Genomic DNA, 20,013 nt, shown 5'->3' on the forward strand with positions numbered 1-20,013 from the left:
CTGGAAGAACAGAAATGAAGTCTACTGAATTGTACTCGGAACAGGAGGAGCAGATGAATAGTTGGTTAACGAACGCGTTACGACCCTATTTTGGGCTGGAGACGCTGGAAGAACATTGGGACGTAGTAGAAATTAAAGAAGGATATTTTATTTGTATGGATGGAGATGTTATTCGCAAGCGAATTTCTTCCAAAGAGGATGCTTATGGAGAAGCTGATGTAGAGATTTTTACTCGTGATCGGGCATTTGTTCTGCCTAAAACGGCTCGTGGCAAAGAGAAAAAACTGAATTATACAAGTGTTTCGAGCATCACAGCAGAAGGTGTGTCCTTTTCAGCAGGCATTCGAAGAGATCGTAATATTAGTTATGTTACTGCTGTGAATAGCAAAACTGGCGTGAGATTGCCCATCACTGGATGTGAGCATTTACATAGTAAAGAAGAGATCACCGATTGGCTTCAACGTTACCCGTCGCTTGGACCTAACGACTATGATCGTAAGGTGGAACGATTGAAGCATATGAAAAACCTGCGTTATAAAACCATTCCGGGAGACATCTTCCGCGTGGAAATAGACCTTTTTACAGATGGCTATGTACTGGTCGTCGGAGATTTGCGCCAAATGCAAAAGGATCAGTTGTTTGCAAAGGAGAGCATATGGAATAGTGTCATGACAATGCCTTTGTTCGTACGTCCGTATTTGTGTACAAGTCGTGACCGTTCAACAGCTTTGGAATCTATCACATCCGCCCCATTATCCGAAACAACCTGGATTGTCATGGATGATTTCTTTATGCGGGGGTCCTACGAGCAGGTAGGGCATAAACCGTTGGTAGAAGAGGATATTGTGTTCCCGATCGGTTACGGCTATAGCACGGATAGCAGAAAAGACAGAACATATAGTCTATCCTGGGGAACGGGTACGGTTTCCAAACCGGAAGAGGAGACAGTGTTCAAGTCTTCACGAAAATTTCTAAATAACGGTGTGTATTCAGGTATTATTACGGACTGTTTTGGTCCTTGGGAAGAGCGGGAGTGGCACAAAACGCTGGATAATCCGTTGTATCGGGAGGAGCGTCGAAAAGCACTGGCCGAATTCGGATTCCCGGAAGACATTTCGTACGATGAGTTCAATCGCCAAACAGGAGGACTGACGCGTTCGGAATATCTCGCATATTTGACAAGGACTTATAGCGGAAAAAGAAAGATGAAATAACACGGTTATACATCCTTTTAGGAGGTACGAATGAAATATCTTAAAGATTGTCCGGAACCAGGCATGGGAACCTGGTATTTTGAAATAGACTCAGACGGCGTAGCCTATCGGCAAATTGTGATCCAAGATGACGGTACTTTTATTGCTTCTAATCGTAAGCACGAGCAATATCATTTCTTGTTAGCAGAGAAAGCGATTGATGATACAGAGCCCTATTATACGAAAATTACAAAAAAAGAGTTTGAAGACATCTGGTCCAGCAATCTTCACACCTCCAACAAGGAATGGCATCAAGTCAAAACCGCACTGCCGGTTGGGACTAAGGTAACTGGATATATTGAAGCCTTTTTTCCACACGGAACACTTATTCATATTTTCCAGCACAATACAGTCGGATTGGCAGACACCCATTCATATGCGGAAAAGACCCCATCTGAGTGGATGTATCCGAGGCATGAGATCACGGCGATTGTCCAGGGCTACGACGAGCTGAATCAGTGGGTGATTTTAGAGCAAACGCAGGTTTTCGAAAATCAGTTCAAAGGTTGAAAGATAGATATCGGAATACAGGAAGGAGAATGGATATGCATACGTTAACGGTTGATGAGCTGGTGGATCAGGACAACCATGCATGGGAAGAGGTCAGAAACATTCTGCAAGAAGGGAATAATCCATTTCGCATTGTACCGGCAGAATCGGAATCTGCTAGGGGAGATTCGCTCTACCGTTTGCAAGTGAGCACAAAATCGTACTTGGGAACGGTTGCCTATGAAACAGGAGGGATCATATTTGACCACGGATGGATCACCTTACTGGGTGCAGGTGGGCCTGAAATTTACGGTAGTTTGGCTTCGTGGAACGGGCTGCAAGAGCCAGCGAGCGTTCCTGCACTTGGGGGAATGCTGATTGTGGCCTATGATGCAGCAGGTGGCTTCTTTGGATTGGATACAGGGAAGTTTGGACGTAGCGGCCATATCTACTATTTTGCACCGGATGCATTGGAGTGGGAATCCACTGAGCTGGCCTATTCCGGTTTCTTGAGCTGGTTGGCTGAGGGAGATTTGGGCTTGTTCTACCAGACATTCCGCTGGAATGGTTGGCAGTCGGATATGGAGCAACTTCAGCCAGGAGAGGTATTTGCTTATTATCCGCCGCTATGGACTCAGGAAGGTGGCGGAGAGACCAGCCAAAAATCGCCTATAGCTGTAACAGAAGCATGGCAGGCGGTAATAGATAGGGGCTAGCCCCGCTAATGATGAGGAGGCGTAGATCATGAATCATTCCATTCAATCCAAACTGATGCAGCTGAATGAAATACTTTCTCAAAATAACATTGACCATTACTACATTTATGATTATACAAGTCGCCCTAAGCTGGTACTAGCAGGGAGCTTTGACTTTAGCTATTATCACAACATAGAGATTACATTTTACGAGGTCTCGTTTCTTTCCTGTCCGGGCGGTGTATTTTCAATTGAATGCTTTAGACTGGCTAATGACAAGGAATTGGAAATGTTAAAAACTGTCTCTTACGGATTTCTTGAGGGGCCTGTGATTTGTATGGAGGATCAAACGTTTGGTACCCGATTTTTCATTGCTGCGGAAAGCTTGGATTACGAGCTCAAGACCGTTTTTTACTATAAACGTGAGAACCTTCAACCTCATGAAAGTGTGGCTGAGTGGCTTGGAAAAGATGGAAAAGGTTGAAAAAGGTAGCAAAAACAACTTTTAGAGACGTCAAGGTAGGAGGGTGGTTATTATGTGGAGTATTCACTTTGAACATCAATTTATAAAATGTCCGGAAGCAACTGGTGAACAAATCGCGAATTTTTTGAGCACATGGAACATCAAGCTATCGGAGCAGGAGATTCACGAAATCCAACAAAGACAAGTGAACCCTTTCCCGAAATCGTCTCCATTTTATGATCAATATAAACCGCTAGATCCTGTGGGCTGGCATCTGCCCCAAGGACAATTTCCTGATAGTTACATAGAATTGCTGAAATATTCTAATGGCGGTGAATTTCAGAATGGAGAACGTTATTTCCAGTTTTTCAATACTGAAGATTTGAGAGAAATGAACCTCGCCTACGAGCTGCCAGAGTATATGCCGGGTGCCGTGTCGTTTGCGATGGATGGTAGCGGAAACCACTATATGTTTGATATGAGAGAGGAAAAAAGTAACAACGAATATCCCATTCTTTTTGCTCATTCTGGTAGCTTGGGGTATGACGAATGTGAACAGGTTGCCCATTCATTTATAGAGCTGTGTACGGAAAAATGGGCATTGTATTGATATCTTGACTAAACATACGCTTTATTCCCCCTAATTCATCCAGTAGAAAATGTAAAACCCGCAAGCTGGACCCTTTTTGCCAGGTCTATTTTGCGGGTTTTTAACGCTACTTATTTTCATTTATCATTTCCATTAAAACTTGAGAGACGATCGGTAAGGTGGTAAAGCCGTCACTTTGTAAAAAGTGTCCTCCATGATCTAATTCGTGAAAATCAGCCTGGATATCTTCCGCTAGTTTCTTACTAAGTGCAAAGGGGACAATCGCGTCGTCCTTTGAAGCTATAACTACACGCGCTTTTAGCGAATCCATGATCTGCTGATGATCCAAATGGTCATTTGTAAATTCATCTAATGACGGCAGGCTTGGCAATGGATCAGTAAAACCGGAAACGAAAACGGCACCACCTAGTGGTTCCGGGATATTGACTTGCTGCAGGTACCTTAATATGGATACACAACCCAAGCTATGACCAATAAAATAGGTGTCTTTATGTAAAGCTTTAATATTTTGCAATAGATGCTCAATCCACTCATTAAGTTTGGGGGCTTGCGAGTTGGGCATATCTAGTATATTTACCGAAACCCCGTCTTCCTGTAATTTATCTTGTAACCAAGGAAACCAATGATCTGTTGGCGAAGCTGTGTATCCGTGGATTATATATACTTGTTTTTGATTTTGTAGGTTTGTCACAGTGTTTTTTCTCCCATTATTCAGTGTTTAGTTCATGCTGATGATAGGTGTTCCTCTTCGTCTGAGAAGCCTTCTAGTTTAGCAAAATCTCTATGCCTATAGTATTAGAAATTGTTGATTTATGTAGACCATTTTTTTAATGAGTTTTGTCGAGTTTTTTATCTTGCCTATCCCTCCCTATTTAAACACGACTACAGTCAAGAGCTCGTATCCCGTAGTTCTTCCTGTTCAGCCATTTGCATCAGCTTGTAAATCTGTCGAGTTGTGTTCACATTCCGCACCGTCATTTGCTGATACAGCTTGGTGCCGACTAATTTCGTTAACCCGCTTTTTGTGACTTGTTCTTTGCTGACAGAAAACAGAACGGCCCCGGTCGTATAGATGACATGCCCAATACCCGGTTTTAAAGGAAGCTTGTCCAGAACGGAAATATCGTTAATTTCATCCCACAGAAACATTACATCACTTTTCATCTGTGTATCATTAGACCATTCATTCGGCAGTGCCTCTATAATGGTCTGAATCTCCTTCATATTACGAACAATAACACGGATGGGTAAGCTAAAATCCTCCAGAATCGCCTGTTCCAGTATGGACGATAACTCCTGGTTGGGCCGCTCCTGACTGGAAAAAATAATGTTTCCAGAATTAATGTAAGTCGTCACATGCCCCATACCTGCATGTTCAAACGTTTGCTTGAGCTTCTTCATCTCGATTTTGTTATTGCCGCCCACATTGATGCCCCGCAGTAATGCGATATAGATCATAAAAAGCCCCACCTCTCTTTAACAAATAGGATTTCTAACAAAAGGATAGGTAATTCAGCAAATACGTGGTTTGGTTTTCGCCCAACAAATGATGTAGCAATGGTTTTACGTGCTCGATATATTCTGCTTTGGTTTCGTATGTATCTTCATCTATCAATTCTCCCTTAAAGGTACAGGCACCTTCAATCAGGATGGAAAGAGCCGTAAAGAAGTTAGCTAAAGAGTCAGCAACTTGCTGCGCTGCGCCACCTTCAATTGCAGCATATACAGGGGAAGCAGGTGCGCTAGTATCGACAATGACTGGATCATCATTAAACGTGGCAATTACAACATGGTGGGAGGGCCACGAAGATGACTCATGAACAAGCTCTCCAGATGTAATGAAGCGATAGCCCAGCTGTTGGCGATATAAATGTTCTGGTGCGACAAAAAAGAGAACAGCAGCATCCCCGATTTCAACGGCTGCATTTTTTAATTTGTGTGTTCCCGCTGCCTTAGCATCGATCATTTCATAATGGCTATATAGGTACTCAAGCTCAGGGGATATAGGTATGCGGTTGTCCCAGCAATCTGTCAGGTTCTCCGTCCGGGGCTGGATGTCGTGGTCTTGGAACAGCCCGTAGGTTGCATTATACAGGTTTTGTTGTTGTACAAACCGGGTCAGAGCTTCGCTTAGCTGTTTCATAGGTGTTCATTCCTTTCTAATCGTAGGCTATGACCTTCGTCATAACGTTTCATTCCTAGCATAAAGATATCATAATATAGAAATAAAGAACATATGTTTCTGTATTTATGCCGCCTTGCCAGTCGATCCAGATTAATTTTACAATATAGGAGTTCGAAAATAAGGTGCAAGGAGGAGAGAAATGTCTTTTTTTAAAATATACGATTACAAATTAAGGGCCTATTTTAATGAGCGTATTTCTGATGTAGATCATGAATATCTATTTTATTCCTATCCTGATCAAGAGCAAAATTTAAGAATACTAACTCTGAATATAAATGAGCAGAGTCATATTTCTTTAGTGCGATGGCATGATCTGTTTGATAGGTCGCTATTTACAAAAATGAATCATCCCATTCTAAGCTTAGCGGATGCTGAACGTCTGATTCGATTGCTTTCGCTCATGTTTAACGTTTTTGATATACATAAAGATGTTGCTTATAGCCGGAAAAACTTATGTTGTGTTTATTATCAATATCAAGTTTCACATCTAGCAGAGAGAGGGAAGGAATTCTCGCTTACTCAGGACAGGCTATTTTTTCTTCACCATCTCTTATTTGAACTGGGTTTAGGGGATGACATTTATGATCGTCTAACGATTGAAAATAATAAGATAATGTACAGGTTGGAAGACGCGCAGCAGTATGATATGCACATTCTAATTGACATGTTGCATGAGCATATTAACAAAAATGAGATGGATATGGATACCCGGGCAGCGCTAGGAAAAATAAAAATTTTGCAAGGTCAGTTGGTCAGCTTCATCCTAGGCAGTCATGATGTATATGATTTTCCGTATGACGATTTCAACAAGCCGTTTGCAGAAGCAACGATGTTTATACAAGCCTATAACTCTAATAAAAATAGGGTATTAGAGGTGCTGATCGACTGTATCAATGAGCATCAATCTCCAACAGAGCAGTTCATCTCCACTATGATCTTGATGAATTACTCCTATTTTGTTCTCAAAAGTAATCCTAGCGAAATTACATATCTTAAACTATTATGTAAGAAAAAACCGGGAGTTTTTATGAAAGTATTGACTGCATTGCTTGAACTCAGATTTTTTGTCGATAAATCCAGCTTCACAAATACGGGTATAAATTATTATTTATCCAGATTAAAAGGGGTTAAATGATGCCATTTCATCACGTTTCTTTACCTGATTTACCACAGACTATCGGACGTCTTACAGCCATTCATCCACTAAAGGGTGGCTCTCAGGAAAGCATATCCCTACTAGCACTAAACACACAGGCAGAACTGTGGAGACTAGAACTTCGCTCTGGCAGCGCAGAATTATGCACACATATTTGTATTCCTGATTTTAATCCCCTGCAACCTGTCCAAATGGTTACCAGTCCTGACGGCAAGTACGTGGCGATCTCCAATCGATTTGGCCGACATGCGGCAGTGTATGATTTAGTCCATGCTCAAGAAAAAATGCAATTATCACGGGACGAATACCACTACGATAAAAGTATGTTTCCCCTGGCCTTTGTACATCAAGACGGTGCATGTATCCTTGTTCATGGGACGGAATGGAATCGGCTGGATCTGACGGATGTAGAAACGGGGAGGCTTTTGACAGCAAGACCTACCCCAGTTTATAACAGCGAAAATAAAGATGAGCATTATCTAGATTATTTTCATGGGAGGCTCCTGACTTCTCCAGAGGGAAAGTGGATTGCGGATACGGGATGGGTATGGGCTCCATTAGGAGTAGTCCGAACTTGGTCCTTATCTAATTGGCTGCTGAACTCATGGGAATCGGAGAATGGTCCGTCAGTTCGCCATCTTTGGCAAACCATAGATTGGGATGGGCCAGTGTGCTGGACAGGACCTGATAGATTGGCGGTTTGGGGACAGATGGATGCCGATTTACTGGAGGAGGAAGATTGGGGAGAGGAAGGAGTGGAACCGGCGGTTGTCCTATTCGATATGACTCAGCCCGGGTACCGACGCGTGCTTCCTGCAATCCCGCCTTTAAATTGTAAGCCTGAAGAAGACGGGATTTATCCATATCCCCAAGCGGATATGGTCGTTTCTGGCGACCGATTATTCTTATGGGGGAAAGGAGTCCCGCTTCAGGTATGGCGGCTTTCAAGAGGTGTGCGTGAAGATGTAGATACGGAGCGATTTCCACTCATTTACCATCAAGAGGCAGGAATTTTCATTGAATTAAAACCGGATAGCGGTTGTACAGCCTTAAGCTACGAATAAATGGCGTTACCGGATTTTCTTCCTTCCAGTGATATGGAAATATATGCATTAGCTATAACAATTATTAAAGGAGTGTACATCAAAATGGCACTGATCAAGGATCGTTTTTATGGAAGTCTCGCTGGACTGGCCGTGGGTGATGCTTTGGGAACCACTGTGGAATTCAGCAGTCCAGGTACATTTGAACCTGTAACGGATATCGTGGGCGGCGGTGTCTTTGGGTTAAAGCCGGGGCAGTGGACCGACGATACGTCTATGGCACTTTGTTTAGCCGAGAGCATGGTGCAAAAAGATAGCTTTGATCCAGCGGACCAAATGCGTCGCTACACCAATTGGTATCACCTGGGATATATGAGCAGCACGGGAACGTGCTTTGATATCGGCGGTGCGACGAGAGCAGCATTGCATCGCTTCGAGGCCACTGGAGAGCCGTACAGTGGGTCCGTTGACCCCATGACTGCTGGTAATGGCTCGATTATGAGGCTTGCACCTGTTGCCATGGCCTATGCGAACCAGCCAGAAGAGGCCGTGATGTACGCCGAGCTGAGCTCGCGAACCACCCATGGAGCAGTCGAAAGTGTGGAGGCCTGTGCTGTGCTTGCTTCCATTCTTGTGGCAGGTCTGCGGGGAGCGGACAAAGAATCCATGTTATCAGCCGACATCTGCTATAAGTGGCGGCGGCAGGAACAGCCAGCTTATTCGGCAGCCATTGAAGAAATCATTCAGGGATCTTACAAGGTTAAGGAACCGCCTGAAATACAAGGAACTGGCTATGTCATTCGTTCCCTTGAGGCTGCGCTGTGGGCATTTCACCATTCGGCTTCATTTGAGGAGGGGACACTGCTGGCCGTAAATCTGGGGGATGACGCCGATACGACCGGGGCGGTGTACGGACAAATTGCAGGAGCTTATTACGGGCAAAGCGGTATCCCGAGTCACTGGCGCGAGAAGCTGGCGATGAAGGAGACGATCGATGAGCTGACGGAGGCTTTATGGCAGAAGGCCGACAAGGGCCAGACACTCTAAGAGGAACATCCATAAAGATCAAGCTGGGTTGCTTTTATTATGAGCAGAACCCAGCTTGTTTTTTTGTTCACTATCTTTTTGCCGATGACTCATCTCTTGGGATTACTATCCATATCGCCATACTTTCGCCCTCCTCAGTAGCATGTTGTTATGACAAAATGAAGTCCAGTACAAATCATACTTCACTTTACTGATCTTTCAGAGGAGGAACTACATTGTCGCATCTAAATAAACAGCTTCATTCATTTATCGATATTTCCAAATATACTAAAGGGTTTGAGATCGTTTCGACCCAATTTGGCCCTGATGGGCGCGTGTATATTTTGCTAATTGATAAAGTCCCAGAACGAGTGCGGGGGATGTTCCCGCCTGCCTCTCTTAAAGAGAGACGTACTTACAAGATACTCATTCTAGACGATCATATTGAAGAAGTGTATGTGGAGGGACAGCAGTTTAACTATCATTATGTACAGCCTCTACATCATCATTTGTTACTCGTCGGAGCGCGTTGTCATTATTATGGACCCGGCCAATACGATCTAAATGGTAAAATTATTGATTATGAAGGCCGTACTGTGAATGAACTGCTGCTTGGAGACGGTATCCAGAGTGTTCAGGTTACAGGGGAAGGTACGATCTGGACCAGTTATTTTGATGAAGGTATATTTGGGAATTATGGTTGGAATGAGCCTGTGGGGTCCTCCGGCCTTGTCGCCTGGAATAAAGAAGGACACAAAATATATGAAAACCAAGCGGCAGACATTCATGATTGCTATGCTTTGAACGTGGTCAGCGAACAGGAAATCTGGTTTTATTACTATTCAGACTTTTCGTTAGGGCGTATTTCCGGTAGCGACCGTACGAATATTACGTTTATGAATCCGAGCATTTCCGGCTGCTCCGGGGTGGCTACAGATGGGTATCACTTTTTCTTCGATGGCGGGTATGGAAAGAACGGACAATATGTCTTGAAAAAGAATGTGAAGCCAGGCAGCTTGAGCAAAGGACAACACATTCGTTTTTTAAATGACGATCAAGAGTTCCTTCAGCCGCACGAACAGGATTTCAGAAAAGACCGCCTGCTGCTCCGTGAAGGTTCTCTGCTGTATCAGGTGACTATAGGAGAGTTAGCGTAAAAACCCACGTCAGACGTGGGTTTTTCCTTAACACCAAAAATGCTTATTCATACGTTTTTACAAGCTCATTCAGGGAGGTAATGGTGCTTCCTTCTCCAATAGCACCGAATTTCCACTCCCCTCCATAGCGGTATACTTCACCTACACGGATACTACACATCCCTTTATAGTCCTCTGTCAAGTTGTATCGGAGAATCTCTTCATCTTGGGACGCATCCAATACTCGAATATAAGCATTGTTCACCATACTGAAATCTTTACGTCTACCAAAGCTGAAAAAACGGAATATATTCACAATAAATACGACTCTATGCACTTCCGGTGGTAGTTGCTGGAGGGAGACGGTAATGACTTCATCATCACCGTCGCCATGTCCTGTCAAGTTGTCACCACTATGTACGACGGCCCCACAAGGGCTATTTTTGTTTCCGAAATATACTAGATTTTTCGTCTGGGTCAGCTTGCCGTTCTCATTAAGAAGCAGCGCTGACGCATCAATATCCATGCTTCTACCCTTCATAGGGTCCCATCCAAGGCCTACTTTTAGCACGGATAAGTATGGATTATTTTTGGTTAGGTCTACCTTCTGTCCTTTAACTAGATTAATACTCAACGTTATGCCTCCCTATCATTATTTTCGTTCTACTCTGAAATTGTAGCATATATATAGAAGGATATAATCTATTCGTAACTTCACAGACTTTATTCCGTATAAAGATAAAAACATGATCCAAATTCGTTCCCTCAGGGAGAAATGCAACCATGTTTAACAAAATGAGAAGTTGAGGTAATGCATCATATGAATGGAAAATTTCAAGCCGATACAGGATATCAGCTGGCTGAGCAGAAGGCGCTTCAGTATTTTGCATCACTCTATAATCAGGTCAAGAATAAAACTTATGTAACCTCTATCACAAAAGATATCCATATATGGAAAAGGAATCATATCCATTCTTCTTCATGGTTATCCTTCTTTTCGCGGAAAAAGAGAAAGCCGGATACCCGGGATTACTACAGATATATTCAATGGCTGAGTTACACGGGGAAGTTAGATGAATATCTGAAGCGGAGTGTCTCTTATATTTACATGAGGGATCTAGGCAAGGCTCTAGATTCTGCCGACACACAGACCCGGATTCAGCGCGTCATTGCTGACGTAAAAAGATATTTGCTTCAACCCACCCATGCTAACAGGAGAGATCAAGCGGAGTTTATGAATTTAGCCGGGGTGTATCGGTGGTCTCAAAAGGAAGGGATCGAAACCACTGTAATCTGGCTAATCAACAAGCTTAACTCTGTAGCTTCTCATATTCCTGAGGAAATGGATGCAGAGCATGCCCAGCGCAAACTGATTAAAATCATCATTGGGGTTATTCTGCATGTGATGGAAGAAATGGACGAAGCCGTGTCACCTGTTGAACGTTCGCGCAGACTGGATAAAGCCATCAGGCTTGGGTATTCCTATGGGTTGACTTATCCTTTTATTGATGATCTGCTCGATTCTCAGCTGTTGACCGTTCAAGAGAAAGAACAATATTCCCATATGATACGTACCGCGCTTCTTACCGGATCTGTGCCAGAACTGGGCGACTGGTCCGGCGATCATATGAAGTTCATTCGCTATATCCATTCGGAGCTCTCGGATGCTTTTGAGTATATTAAGGCACATCAGCGGCCAGACACACAGCAAACCTTTTTCGAGCAGTCCTATGTTTTCTTTCATTCTCAAGATATCGACCGGGATAAGGATATAAAACAAGCTAATTACACCAATGAAGAGCTTTATATACCCGTTATTTTAAAATCTGCTTCTTCCCGCCTGATTGTCCGTTCCGTGATTAGTGCTCCTGAGGATGGAGGGTTTGAGCAACGAACATTCTATTATGGTATCTATAACCAGCTTGCTGATGATTTTGCAGATATGGCCGACGATATGAGGGACGGTGCGGTAACACCCTATACCTATTATTTAAAATATCATCATCAAAGATCGGATTTGATCAATCCCTTCGAACTATACTGGGCGGTCATTTCGAATTTGATCCATAACGTATATGACTCGGATGCTATGGCTCGCGAGGTGATACTGGACCGTGCAATAAATGGACTCAAACGTTATAAAGAACGGGTAGGTGTAGAAAAGTACAATGAAATAATGGGGATTTTTGCATCCGGAAATCCGGAATTTAATCGTCTCATCCAGAAGATAGTGGGCAAAGCAGAGGATGTAGATTTTTTGGATAAGCTGCTTCGAGACCAGATGATTACCCAACTGAAAAATGATTCAAGGGAAAAAGAAGACTTTATGAATATGGTCAAAACAGTCCGTGACCAAATTAACAACCAATTGAAAATTACCAAGCCTTCTGGGATCGAGGCCATGAAAGAACATCTTATTGATGCTGCCAATTATAGTCTTGAGGGGGATGGGAAAAGGATACGTCCTATATTGACCTGGGTCATGGGTGTGAATGAATATGGCTTAGACGCTTCGGCAATCGTGCCTCTTCTAAGATCATTGGAATATATGCATACAGCCTCCCTGATTTTTGATGATTTGCCTTCCCAGGATAACGCGTCTACCCGTAGAGGGCGTCAGACATTACATCAGGTGCACAATAGCGCTACTGCGGAATTAACCGGACTATATCTGATCCAGAAGGCCATCGGGGAGCAATCGTCACTGAACCAGTTCAATGCTGAGACTGTGCTTGCCTTGATCCAATACTCGGCTCGTAAGGCAGAGGATATGTGTATGGGGCAGGCGATGGATCTGGATTCCAAAGGAAAGGCTTTGACCTTGGAACAGCTGAATATGATGTGCTTTTACAAAACAGGAGTGGCGTTCGAGGCTTGTCTCGTTATGCCAGCCATGCTCGCACAGGCCGAGGAATCAGAGATTGCTGCTTTGCAGAAATTTGCCTATCATATGGGGATTGCTTTTCAGATTAAAGATGATTTGCTTGATGTGGAAGGAGATACGCTGTTACTTGGAAAACCTGTGGGCCAGGATTCGGATAACAATAACTCGAATTTCGTGTCCATCCTTGGTTACAAAGGTGCCAGTAAAGAAATGTGGGAGCACTACTGCCTTGCCATGGAAGCATTAAAAGAGGTGCCACGCAATATCGCTTTTCTGAAGCATCTAATGAATTATATTGTGAACCGGGATCGTTAAAAAGAATTGTGCCCCATAGCTCCATAGGAGTGGTGGGGTGTTTGTACGTTGAGACAGTAGAGTTGCTCATACTTCCTTGCCCCTCTTTGGGGATCATCTAATGTAACGCAGATACGTCTGGATAAAAAGCAAAGATGTGAATATCTGGTGACTTCAGTACCGTATTTTGTCCGTTACGGCGCGTTCTACATTATAATGTTTAAAAACGGACAAGGAGATGAACTCCAGATGAAAAAAGGAATCTTGGTCGCTTCAGGGTTGGTTGTTGCGGCATTGGGCACGTACCTGATTGCAGGAAATATGCAGAAAGAAGGAGCGGACAAGCTCGGGACAACAGATATCAAGCAATTGGTGCATGATTTCAGCGCAGGCAAGGGAACAGGTCAATCCGCTTCCATTAATTCCAGTCAGTTAATTGTTAATGGAGACAATGCCCAACCCATAACTTATAATTTGCCTGACAACGAGTTTTTTGTTTCGATTGCGCCATATGTAGAAGAGACCCACCCTTGTGCAACTCATAGTCTAACCGGCTGCCAAGGCGAAATAAAAAACGGAGAATTCAATGTGACCGTTCACGACTCCGAAGGGAATGTCATCATGGAGAATGCTGCCATGAAATCACAACCCAATGGTTTTATTGATCTATGGCTGCCCAGGGATAAAACCTACCGCATTAGCGTCAATCATGAAGGTAAAACGGCTGAAACTGAATTCTCTACATATGAGAAAAACGATACGTGTATCACAACGATGCAGCTAGGCTAATGATAGAGAATAATGGGGTTGAGCTTACTGATCGCTCGTACACTTTAAGTCCACATAACCCTGCGTTCATACATAGCTTTTAGTAAAGAGCCTACGTCTGACGGAGGCTCTTTGTGCTGCCCTAATCTTTTGCTGGAGTTGCGGAACAGGTTAGGTGGGAATCTATGAGGAATCAGATAGCAAAACCTTAAATTGTGTATACTAAAAACCTATTCAAACAGCTGCGAATTTCCGACATATTATCTAAGAGCTTTTTGCTCAATATTTCTCGGGGAGATGGCAGCATGTCACAAAATATGAAGAAGCGCGAATTCAGATCATCCAGCATCGCGAACACATTGGCCATGGTCTTGTTAGTTATTATCGTTGTCGTCTTTGCAATCTTGGGGACGTTCATGTTTGCAAGCACGCGAAGCATACTTGTCAAGCAGCAAGAGGCCATGCTCCAGACCAAGACGCAGGCCATCGTTAGTCAATTCGATGCGTTGTTTAAGGAAAAGGGCTCACTTGTCCAGCAAATGTCAACGAACAACACTTTTAAGCAATATTTAGAAACCACCCCATCGGCAGAAATGGTGAAAACTTCTCCTTATGCTGCGGAAACAGTAGCGACTTTGGCAGCCATTGTAAAGGCAGAGCCATCTTTTGCCGACGCCTGGATTGCAGGAATATCTGGTAAAGGCTTCTTTCTTCAGAATGATGGTGTTGCTTCCAAACCGGATTTCGATATCCATACACGCCCGTACTTTAAACCGGCAGTTGAAGCAAACGGTTTATACTACTCAGAACCCTATAAGGACGTCAATTCGGGTAATGTGCTCATGGGCATTTTCTATCCGATCAAAGATAGCAGTAACCAATTAATCGGATTTGCTGCTGTCGATATTGCTTTCAAAGACATCCCTGCCGTTATGCAAAGCTATTCGCTTGGAAGCACAGGCTATTCAATTCTTGCATCCAAAACAGGTGATATTTTGTATCACCCCGATCAAAATAAAGTGCTGAAAGAAAAGATTAACGAAAGCACAGGTGATCTTGGGGAGATCGGAAAGAAGATGATTGCTGGTGAGTCCGGAGTACAGCTCATTAATGATAATGGGGAACGTCGTTATATCGGGTATGCAACCAGTAAAGACACGGGGTGGTCCGTAGGTGTAACTATTTCTGAACAAGAGGCGCTCGCAGAATTAAAAGCCTTTACCTGGATTACGATTGGCGGTTTTGCTGCAGCCACCATTCTGCTCGTTGTGATTTGTTATATAACGCTCCGCTATCTGTTGAGATCAATCCCGAAATTGCTTGCCAAAATCAAGCTGATTGAAAATGGAGATTTGACCGTTCCGTTTGATACGCATTCCAACAATGAAATTGGGCAAATTTCTCAAGGGGTTCACAATATGGTTCAAAAAATTCAAGGCATGCTCCAAATGGTAGGCGGCTCAGCTCAAGTCTTGAATCAGTCTTCAAATGATTTGCAATCCATTTCTTCCAGAACCGCAATCACGATGAACGATACTGCGACAGCAATTAATGAAATAGCCAATGCAACGAACTACCAATCCATCGAAACGGATAACATTTTACAAAAAACCGGAGCCTTATCCGGCCAAATTGACGAAATTGCCAATGATACGAAAGCCATCGAATCGATGGTGCAAACCTCTGCCGAACAAAGCGGACAAGGGCTTGCAGTAGTAGATCAGCTATCCAAATGGGCGGAAGAAAATCACAATTCTACCCAAGCGATGTCGGCCATCATTCAGGATATCGATCTGAGCCGTCATGAGATTTCGGGGATCGTGGATACGGTCAACCAAATTGCAACACAGACCAACCTACTGGCGCTCAATGCTTCTATTGAAGCTGCGCGTGCAGGAGAACAGGGCAAAGGGTTTGCTGTGGTTGCCGGGGAGGTTCGCAAGCTGGCTGAGCAGACGGCACTAGCGACACAGGAAATCTACAAGAAGGTCCGTGTGATTGAAGAAAAAACCAGTGTATCGGTTGAGCATACCGTTCATGGTCTGAAAATTGCAGAAGAAAATGCCAGATCGGTAGAGGACACGAAGCAGGTGTTCTTTAGCATTAACAAGGATTTGGAAGATTTGAAATTACGAATGATCCAGATCAGCACCAACACCTCCAAAGTCCACAAGCACAAAGATGAGATTTTGCAGGCGCTGGAGATCATCTCTTCCACCACCGAAGAGAATTCCGCTTCAACCGAAGAGGTCAGCGCTAGCACGCAGGAACAATTGGAGAGCTTCGAACAGGTTGCTGAACTCTCCAAACAATTAAACCAATTGTCCACTAAGCTGCAAGACGAATTAAAGCAGTTTAAGGTTGAGTAACAAGTCTACTAGGCATGATATTGGCTAAATATACAGCAAAGCCCGCGTTCAGCGGGCTTTTTAGCTTCAACAGCTGTTGTGGGGTAGAGGGCATGGTAGCTGGTGCGGGATACAGATAGACCATACGTATAAACTGAAATATTAGCGGGGTGAAGATATGAATTGCTTTGAAAAAAATATGGTGTCCGTCTGGTACGGTCACTTTGCCTCTGAAGATGAGTTGTTTGAATATGTTGAGATCAAATACCCGGAAGATGAGAATGAGAATATTTTTAGCGGTTTTTTAAATGATCATAAAATAGATGATTTTGGCGAAGATTTTGCTGAAGGAGTCTTTCTGGTTGATGGGTCAGATGATGGTATAAAAGATGTTTCCTATGTTGATTCTTTTTTATCTCCACTATTACATGATTTGAGTAAAATAGATGGTAAATATAATTCGTTGTTCTTTATATATGATTGTAATACAAGCGGTTTATCTGAAAAAAATGGCGAGAAACTACGCTTTTTAGCCGCATATTCTTATACAAGAGATTAACGTTACACTATTCCACTGTTTTCGGAGTCTCATTTTAAGTAATTATGATAATGAAAATTGAACTTAAAGGATCAATAATTTGATCCGAAAGAATCAGGTCCTTGAGGTGAATTTCCATCTTAAGGCCCTTTTTTTGTGTGAAATTAGATTTCCAAATTTTTGAACGGCTGATATACTAAGGAGACAAGCGAGATGAAGATTACCTACTTTATCGGAATGAAGCAGGAAGGTTCGGCAAACGCTGCTTTCCGAAGCGGCGTTTGCGGCGGTCGAGCAGTACATAGGGGATAGCTGCCGGAAAACTGGCTGTTTCCAGGGCAGAGGGAAGGCCGTCACCTGACAGAACGATCAGCGCAGAAAGTGTTTGAAAAAAGCGCTGGTTGAAGCGGATATTCGCAGACAGATGAGCATTCATTCGCTGACGCATTCCTTTGCGACCCACTTGCTGGAGAAATAGGATTGATCTTCGCTATATTCAGGAACTGCTGGAGCGTCAGAGTGTACAAACTACGGAGCGGTACACATGTGAGTAGACGGGGCATTGGGCGGATTCAAAGTTTGTTGGATCGGCTGGGCAGGGTGAAGGATTGAAACGCAGAAAGTGCGGGAATCAGGAACAAAGTGCAGGATTCACGAAGTTCGTGAATATGACAAAGAGAACATTTTTTCTGAGGTTCGTAAATAAGTAGTTATCGGAAATTAACGCAACTTCGAATGATGGAGGAATACTTATGAATGAAGAAGTAAGAATGAGATCTTTAGGACTCTCACAATCTGAAATAAAATCATTCAAAAATATAAAAGTTGAATTCAACAAATTAACAGGAACAATAATGAAAAAGAGCCGGGCGGATTCTAAAAGATTGAGATGTTATATCTGTAATACTGAGTGCAGTAGTTTTTGTAATTCCCATTCAGTTCCAAGATTTTGTTTGGACAATATTGCAATAGATGGCCGCCTACTTTATTCAGGCAATTTAATTGACTCAGTTATGTTTGATAAACCTAAAGGGATCAATGAAGCAGGGACATTTAAAATAATATGTAACGATTGCGATAGCAAAGTTTTTAAAAATTACGAAAACCCTGAAAACTACTTTAAAGAGCCGAATGATAAAATGCTTTCACAAATGGCTATGAAAAACTATTTGAAGAACATTAGTAAAAGAGAACTTGAAAATGCACTATATCCTAATATTGAGCAGTTACCGGGCGAATTTGTGGAATACATTCACTCTATTAATGAGCTTGATTTAAAAGAGTATGTTATGGGATTTGAATACTCTAAAAAGGCTACGGTATCAAAATGGAATGATCATTTTTACTCGGCTTATTTCGAATCTCTTGACTATGTTGTTCCAATAGCTTTTCAGAATTGTGTATCATTAATAGCTGATTTTGAAGGTAACACTATAAATGATATCTATAGCGGTTCTCAAGAGTATCTATTAAGTGAAATGCACATAAGTGTATTGCCATTTAAGGATCATAGCGTTGTATTGATTTTTATAAAAAATGAAGAGAAGAGATACAGAACTTTCTTTAGGCAGTTTAAAAAGCTCACAATTCAGGAAAAATTAAAAGTGATTAATTATATAATTTTTAGCTATTCGGAAGATGTCTTTATTTATAAAGGATTAGATAAAGAAATTTTAGAGAACCAAGAATTAAGGAAGGTAGCGCAACAGACAAATGTGGCTGAAGCAACTACTCCATTTGCTAATTCACTTGAAGAAGCTAAAAGAGTATTCGATCTACAGAATAGAAATTCGATTCCTAATTTATTGGATAAATCTTATAAAGTAAGATGAAATTTTCAGTAGAATCGAAGAAGGCGTTAACATCCTATAACATAATATTCACGCTGCGGGCATACGCCCTGGATCCGGCGCTCGCCGGACACCCAGCATACGCTGGGTCGTGAATACAGGAACGTTAGGTGAAACTCTTGAAAAACTATAAAAATGAGAAGATGGCTGGTATAAGATTTGTTAGATAGATTTTAGAAGACCAAAACGTTATATAAGGAGACAGGTAATGAAAGAAGAACTTACATATATACAAAGTGGGAAATACAATTATTTGGATAGAACTAATATCACCAATATGGTTTATTTGTGCTCATGTTCTGCACTTTCATTTCATAAAAGTCTTATTGGTTTATCAGAATTAAGGGCCCTTGAATCAGTTAAAGATGTAGAGAGTGCTGGGGGATTAAGAATTAGTAGGGCAGTTTTGACTTACTACTCGGTGTATCATTTATTTATTTCGTTAATGTTATTAGATGAGCGTTTTAACTTAAAAGTTCCCAAAAGGTTATGCTCGAACGGTATTGTAAATCTTGGAGTCAATTTTAATGATTTATCAGATCCCTCCGAATTACCAAATGTATGGAATGAGTTTAAATTACTTGAACAAGACCTTTCAACACTGATAACACATACTGACGTTAAAGAATATTGTGATTGTTTAAGAGAAGAAAGTGAAAAATTGGATGAGGTATTTAGAATACTTTATAACAACTTTATATTTGCTGATGAAAATAAACCAAATGAAAGTATTAAAGGGCTTTATGAAAAGCTTTGTTATGTAAGAGACAGAGCTATATACCGACCTTCTAATGTAATTGATGTAGAGGGTGGATATATTCAAACCTCGAAGTATGTCAGAAAAGAAATAGATGAATTACCTGATTCGGCATATATATTCGACGTAATCAGGAAAATTTACAGGGAAATATTAATAAAATCCAATATCAAAGGGAGGAGTATGTATAAATCGTTCTATTCCCTGCTTTGGGTTAGTCATGTTTTCGAAACGGTAGAAGAAGTCAAAAAACTCGGTATTACTGATAGCGAAATAGATGAATTGAGATTTATGAAGTCCTTCAATGCAGATGAACTGAGCTTTAGTAGTTATATTTCACAATTGATTGAATTAGTAAACCCAAACCGTCTATTTAGTGATTTGGAAGATTTTTGGAATGAATTAATTAGAATGTCCATGGAACATTATGGGGCGTCAGAATGGCATTATTAGAACCGCACTCGCTCGAGTTCGTGTTGTTAAAGAGCGTTAGGAGAAATTTTTGAAGTTTTTATAGA

20 protein-coding genes are annotated in these 20,013 nt (G+C 42.2%); 15 read left to right on the top strand and 5 right to left on the bottom strand.

The genetic code is table 11. The features are described from left to right. Positions 1 to 53 precede the first annotated feature (53 nt). From ACWA2B_RS24170 to ACWA2B_RS24190, 5 genes are read left to right on the top strand one after another with little or no spacing between them, the layout of a single operon-like run. The gene (locus ACWA2B_RS24170) at positions 54 to 1,214 is read left to right on the top strand and encodes an immunity 26/phosphotriesterase HocA family protein (RefSeq protein WP_449292687.1); all 1,161 of its coding nucleotides are present in this window, start codon (positions 54 to 56) and stop codon (positions 1,212 to 1,214) included. A gap of 30 nt (positions 1,215 to 1,244) precedes the next feature. Next, positions 1,245 to 1,763: a hypothetical protein gene (locus ACWA2B_RS24175; protein ID WP_449292688.1), complete on the top strand. Its 519-nt coding sequence runs from the start codon at positions 1,245 to 1,247 to the stop codon at positions 1,761 to 1,763. A gap of 35 nt (positions 1,764 to 1,798) precedes the next feature. Beyond that, positions 1,799 to 2,458 carry a DUF2625 domain-containing protein gene (locus ACWA2B_RS24180; protein ID WP_449292689.1) on the top strand — a complete coding sequence of 220 codons (660 nt, stop codon included), beginning with the start codon at positions 1,799 to 1,801 and terminating at the stop codon, positions 2,456 to 2,458. Between the two features lie 28 nt (positions 2,459 to 2,486). Then, complete coding sequence (locus ACWA2B_RS24185; protein ID WP_069010520.1) at positions 2,487 to 2,921, top strand: hypothetical protein; 435 nt, start codon at positions 2,487 to 2,489, stop codon at positions 2,919 to 2,921. A gap of 52 nt (positions 2,922 to 2,973) precedes the next feature. Continuing rightward, positions 2,974 to 3,510, top strand: coding sequence for an SMI1/KNR4 family protein (locus ACWA2B_RS24190; protein ID WP_069010521.1), 537 nt, complete (start codon positions 2,974 to 2,976; stop codon positions 3,508 to 3,510). A 106-nt stretch (positions 3,511 to 3,616) separates the two neighbouring features. Here ACWA2B_RS24190 and ACWA2B_RS24195 read toward each other — a convergent pair whose 3' ends face one another. The 3 genes from ACWA2B_RS24195 to ACWA2B_RS24205 all read right to left on the bottom strand — a co-directional run bounded on the left by ACWA2B_RS24195 (position 3,617) and on the right by ACWA2B_RS24205 (position 5,653). After that, positions 3,617 to 4,201, bottom strand: coding sequence for an RBBP9/YdeN family alpha/beta hydrolase (locus ACWA2B_RS24195; protein WP_165149781.1), 585 nt, complete (start codon positions 4,199 to 4,201; stop codon positions 3,617 to 3,619). Between the two features lie 197 nt (positions 4,202 to 4,398). Continuing rightward, positions 4,399 to 4,968, bottom strand: a complete 570-nt coding sequence (locus ACWA2B_RS24200; protein WP_449292690.1) for a DUF1697 domain-containing protein — start codon at positions 4,966 to 4,968, stop codon at positions 4,399 to 4,401. A 34-nt stretch (positions 4,969 to 5,002) separates the two neighbouring features. Then, a complete protein-coding gene (locus tag ACWA2B_RS24205; RefSeq protein WP_318627423.1) occupies positions 5,003 to 5,653 on the bottom strand; it encodes a hypothetical protein in 651 nt (216 codons plus the stop codon). Between the two features lie 181 nt (positions 5,654 to 5,834). Here ACWA2B_RS24205 and ACWA2B_RS24210 point away from each other — a divergent pair, with 181 nt between their 5' ends. From ACWA2B_RS24210 to ACWA2B_RS24225, 4 genes are all read left to right on the top strand, one after another. Continuing rightward, on the top strand, positions 5,835 to 6,830 hold the full coding sequence (locus ACWA2B_RS24210; RefSeq protein ID WP_449292691.1) for a hypothetical protein: 996 nt from the start codon (positions 5,835 to 5,837) through the stop codon (positions 6,828 to 6,830). Then, positions 6,830 to 7,915, top strand: a complete 1,086-nt coding sequence (locus ACWA2B_RS24215; RefSeq protein ID WP_449292692.1) for a hypothetical protein — start codon at positions 6,830 to 6,832, stop codon at positions 7,913 to 7,915. The genes ACWA2B_RS24210 and ACWA2B_RS24215 overlap by 1 nt, the downstream gene beginning before the upstream one ends. Positions 7,916 to 7,999: 84 nt before the next feature. Continuing rightward, positions 8,000 to 8,941 carry an ADP-ribosylglycohydrolase family protein gene (locus ACWA2B_RS24220; protein WP_449292693.1) on the top strand — a complete coding sequence of 314 codons (942 nt, stop codon included), beginning with the start codon at positions 8,000 to 8,002 and terminating at the stop codon, positions 8,939 to 8,941. Between the two features lie 215 nt (positions 8,942 to 9,156). Next, positions 9,157 to 10,077 carry a hypothetical protein gene (locus ACWA2B_RS24225; RefSeq protein WP_449292694.1) on the top strand — a complete coding sequence of 307 codons (921 nt, stop codon included), beginning with the start codon at positions 9,157 to 9,159 and terminating at the stop codon, positions 10,075 to 10,077. 43 nt (positions 10,078 to 10,120) lie between these two features. On the opposite strand, the gene ACWA2B_RS24230 is transcribed toward ACWA2B_RS24225, so the two are convergent. Further along, the gene (locus tag ACWA2B_RS24230) at positions 10,121 to 10,690 is read right to left on the bottom strand and encodes a TerD family protein (RefSeq protein ID WP_449292695.1); all 570 of its coding nucleotides are present in this window, start codon (positions 10,688 to 10,690) and stop codon (positions 10,121 to 10,123) included. Positions 10,691 to 10,867: 177 nt separating this feature from the next. Here ACWA2B_RS24230 and ACWA2B_RS24235 point away from each other — a divergent pair, with 177 nt between their 5' ends. The 4 genes from ACWA2B_RS24235 to ACWA2B_RS24250 all read left to right on the top strand — a co-directional run bounded on the left by ACWA2B_RS24235 (position 10,868) and on the right by ACWA2B_RS24250 (position 16,909). Beyond that, on the top strand, positions 10,868 to 13,255 hold the full coding sequence (locus ACWA2B_RS24235; RefSeq protein WP_449292696.1) for a polyprenyl synthetase family protein: 2,388 nt from the start codon (positions 10,868 to 10,870) through the stop codon (positions 13,253 to 13,255). Positions 13,256 to 13,483: 228 nt separating this feature from the next. Further along, entirely contained in the window at positions 13,484 to 14,023 is a 540-nt protein-coding gene (locus ACWA2B_RS24240; protein ID WP_165149793.1) for a CueP family metal-binding protein, read from the top strand. 284 nt (positions 14,024 to 14,307) lie between these two features. Beyond that, positions 14,308 to 16,371, top strand: a complete 2,064-nt coding sequence (locus ACWA2B_RS24245; protein ID WP_341071041.1) for a methyl-accepting chemotaxis protein — start codon at positions 14,308 to 14,310, stop codon at positions 16,369 to 16,371. 157 nt (positions 16,372 to 16,528) lie between these two features. Then, on the top strand, positions 16,529 to 16,909 hold the full coding sequence (locus ACWA2B_RS24250; protein ID WP_449292697.1) for an immunity 22 family protein: 381 nt from the start codon (positions 16,529 to 16,531) through the stop codon (positions 16,907 to 16,909). A 208-nt stretch (positions 16,910 to 17,117) separates the two neighbouring features. Here the strand turns inward: ACWA2B_RS24250 and ACWA2B_RS24255 are convergent, their stop codons facing one another. Then, positions 17,118 to 17,324 carry a hypothetical protein gene (locus tag ACWA2B_RS24255; protein WP_290409353.1) on the bottom strand — a complete coding sequence of 69 codons (207 nt, stop codon included), beginning with the start codon at positions 17,322 to 17,324 and terminating at the stop codon, positions 17,118 to 17,120. 316 nt (positions 17,325 to 17,640) lie between these two features. Here ACWA2B_RS24255 and ACWA2B_RS24260 point away from each other — a divergent pair, with 316 nt between their 5' ends. Beyond that, a complete protein-coding gene (locus ACWA2B_RS24260) occupies positions 17,641 to 18,720 on the top strand; it encodes a hypothetical protein (protein ID WP_449292698.1) in 1,080 nt (359 codons plus the stop codon). Positions 18,721 to 18,946: 226 nt separating this feature from the next. Beyond that, on the top strand, positions 18,947 to 19,948 hold the full coding sequence (locus tag ACWA2B_RS24265; RefSeq protein WP_137078962.1) for a hypothetical protein: 1,002 nt from the start codon (positions 18,947 to 18,949) through the stop codon (positions 19,946 to 19,948). Positions 19,949 to 20,013: the final 65 nt, after the last annotated feature.

The sequence above is a fragment of the Paenibacillus sp. CMM36 genome (assembly GCF_053570945.1).

What these genes read in the sequence shown, in the direction of transcription:
- ACWA2B_RS24240 (WP_165149793.1), top strand. Translation starts at nt 13,484, where the DNA reads ATGAAAAAAGGAATCTTGGTCGCTTCAGGGTTGGTTGTTGCGGCATTG.
- ACWA2B_RS24245 (WP_341071041.1), top strand. Translation starts at nt 14,308, where the DNA reads ATGTCACAAAATATGAAGAAGCGCGAATTCAGATCATCCAGCATCGCG.
- ACWA2B_RS24235 (WP_449292696.1), top strand. Translation starts at nt 10,868, where the DNA reads ATGCATCATATGAATGGAAAATTTCAAGCCGATACAGGATATCAGCTG.
- ACWA2B_RS24180 (WP_449292689.1), top strand. Translation starts at nt 1,799, where the DNA reads ATGCATACGTTAACGGTTGATGAGCTGGTGGATCAGGACAACCATGCA.
- ACWA2B_RS24205 (WP_318627423.1), bottom strand. Translation starts at nt 5,653, where the DNA reads ATGAAACAGCTAAGCGAAGCTCTGACCCGGTTTGTACAACAACAAAAC.
- ACWA2B_RS24250 (WP_449292697.1), top strand. Translation starts at nt 16,529, where the DNA reads ATGAATTGCTTTGAAAAAAATATGGTGTCCGTCTGGTACGGTCACTTT.
- ACWA2B_RS24215 (WP_449292692.1), top strand. Translation starts at nt 6,830, where the DNA reads ATGCCATTTCATCACGTTTCTTTACCTGATTTACCACAGACTATCGGA.
- ACWA2B_RS24170 (WP_449292687.1), top strand. Translation starts at nt 54, where the DNA reads ATGAATAGTTGGTTAACGAACGCGTTACGACCCTATTTTGGGCTGGAG.
- ACWA2B_RS24265 (WP_137078962.1), top strand. Translation starts at nt 18,947, where the DNA reads ATGAAAGAAGAACTTACATATATACAAAGTGGGAAATACAATTATTTG.
- ACWA2B_RS24175 (WP_449292688.1), top strand. Translation starts at nt 1,245, where the DNA reads ATGAAATATCTTAAAGATTGTCCGGAACCAGGCATGGGAACCTGGTAT.
- ACWA2B_RS24185 (WP_069010520.1), top strand. Translation starts at nt 2,487, where the DNA reads ATGAATCATTCCATTCAATCCAAACTGATGCAGCTGAATGAAATACTT.
- ACWA2B_RS24190 (WP_069010521.1), top strand. Translation starts at nt 2,974, where the DNA reads ATGTGGAGTATTCACTTTGAACATCAATTTATAAAATGTCCGGAAGCA.
- ACWA2B_RS24200 (WP_449292690.1), bottom strand. Translation starts at nt 4,968, where the DNA reads ATGATCTATATCGCATTACTGCGGGGCATCAATGTGGGCGGCAATAAC.
- ACWA2B_RS24210 (WP_449292691.1), top strand. Translation starts at nt 5,835, where the DNA reads ATGTCTTTTTTTAAAATATACGATTACAAATTAAGGGCCTATTTTAAT.
- ACWA2B_RS24260 (WP_449292698.1), top strand. Translation starts at nt 17,641, where the DNA reads ATGAATGAAGAAGTAAGAATGAGATCTTTAGGACTCTCACAATCTGAA.
- ACWA2B_RS24255 (WP_290409353.1), bottom strand. Translation starts at nt 17,324, where the DNA reads ATGAATGCTCATCTGTCTGCGAATATCCGCTTCAACCAGCGCTTTTTT.
- ACWA2B_RS24220 (WP_449292693.1), top strand. Translation starts at nt 8,000, where the DNA reads ATGGCACTGATCAAGGATCGTTTTTATGGAAGTCTCGCTGGACTGGCC.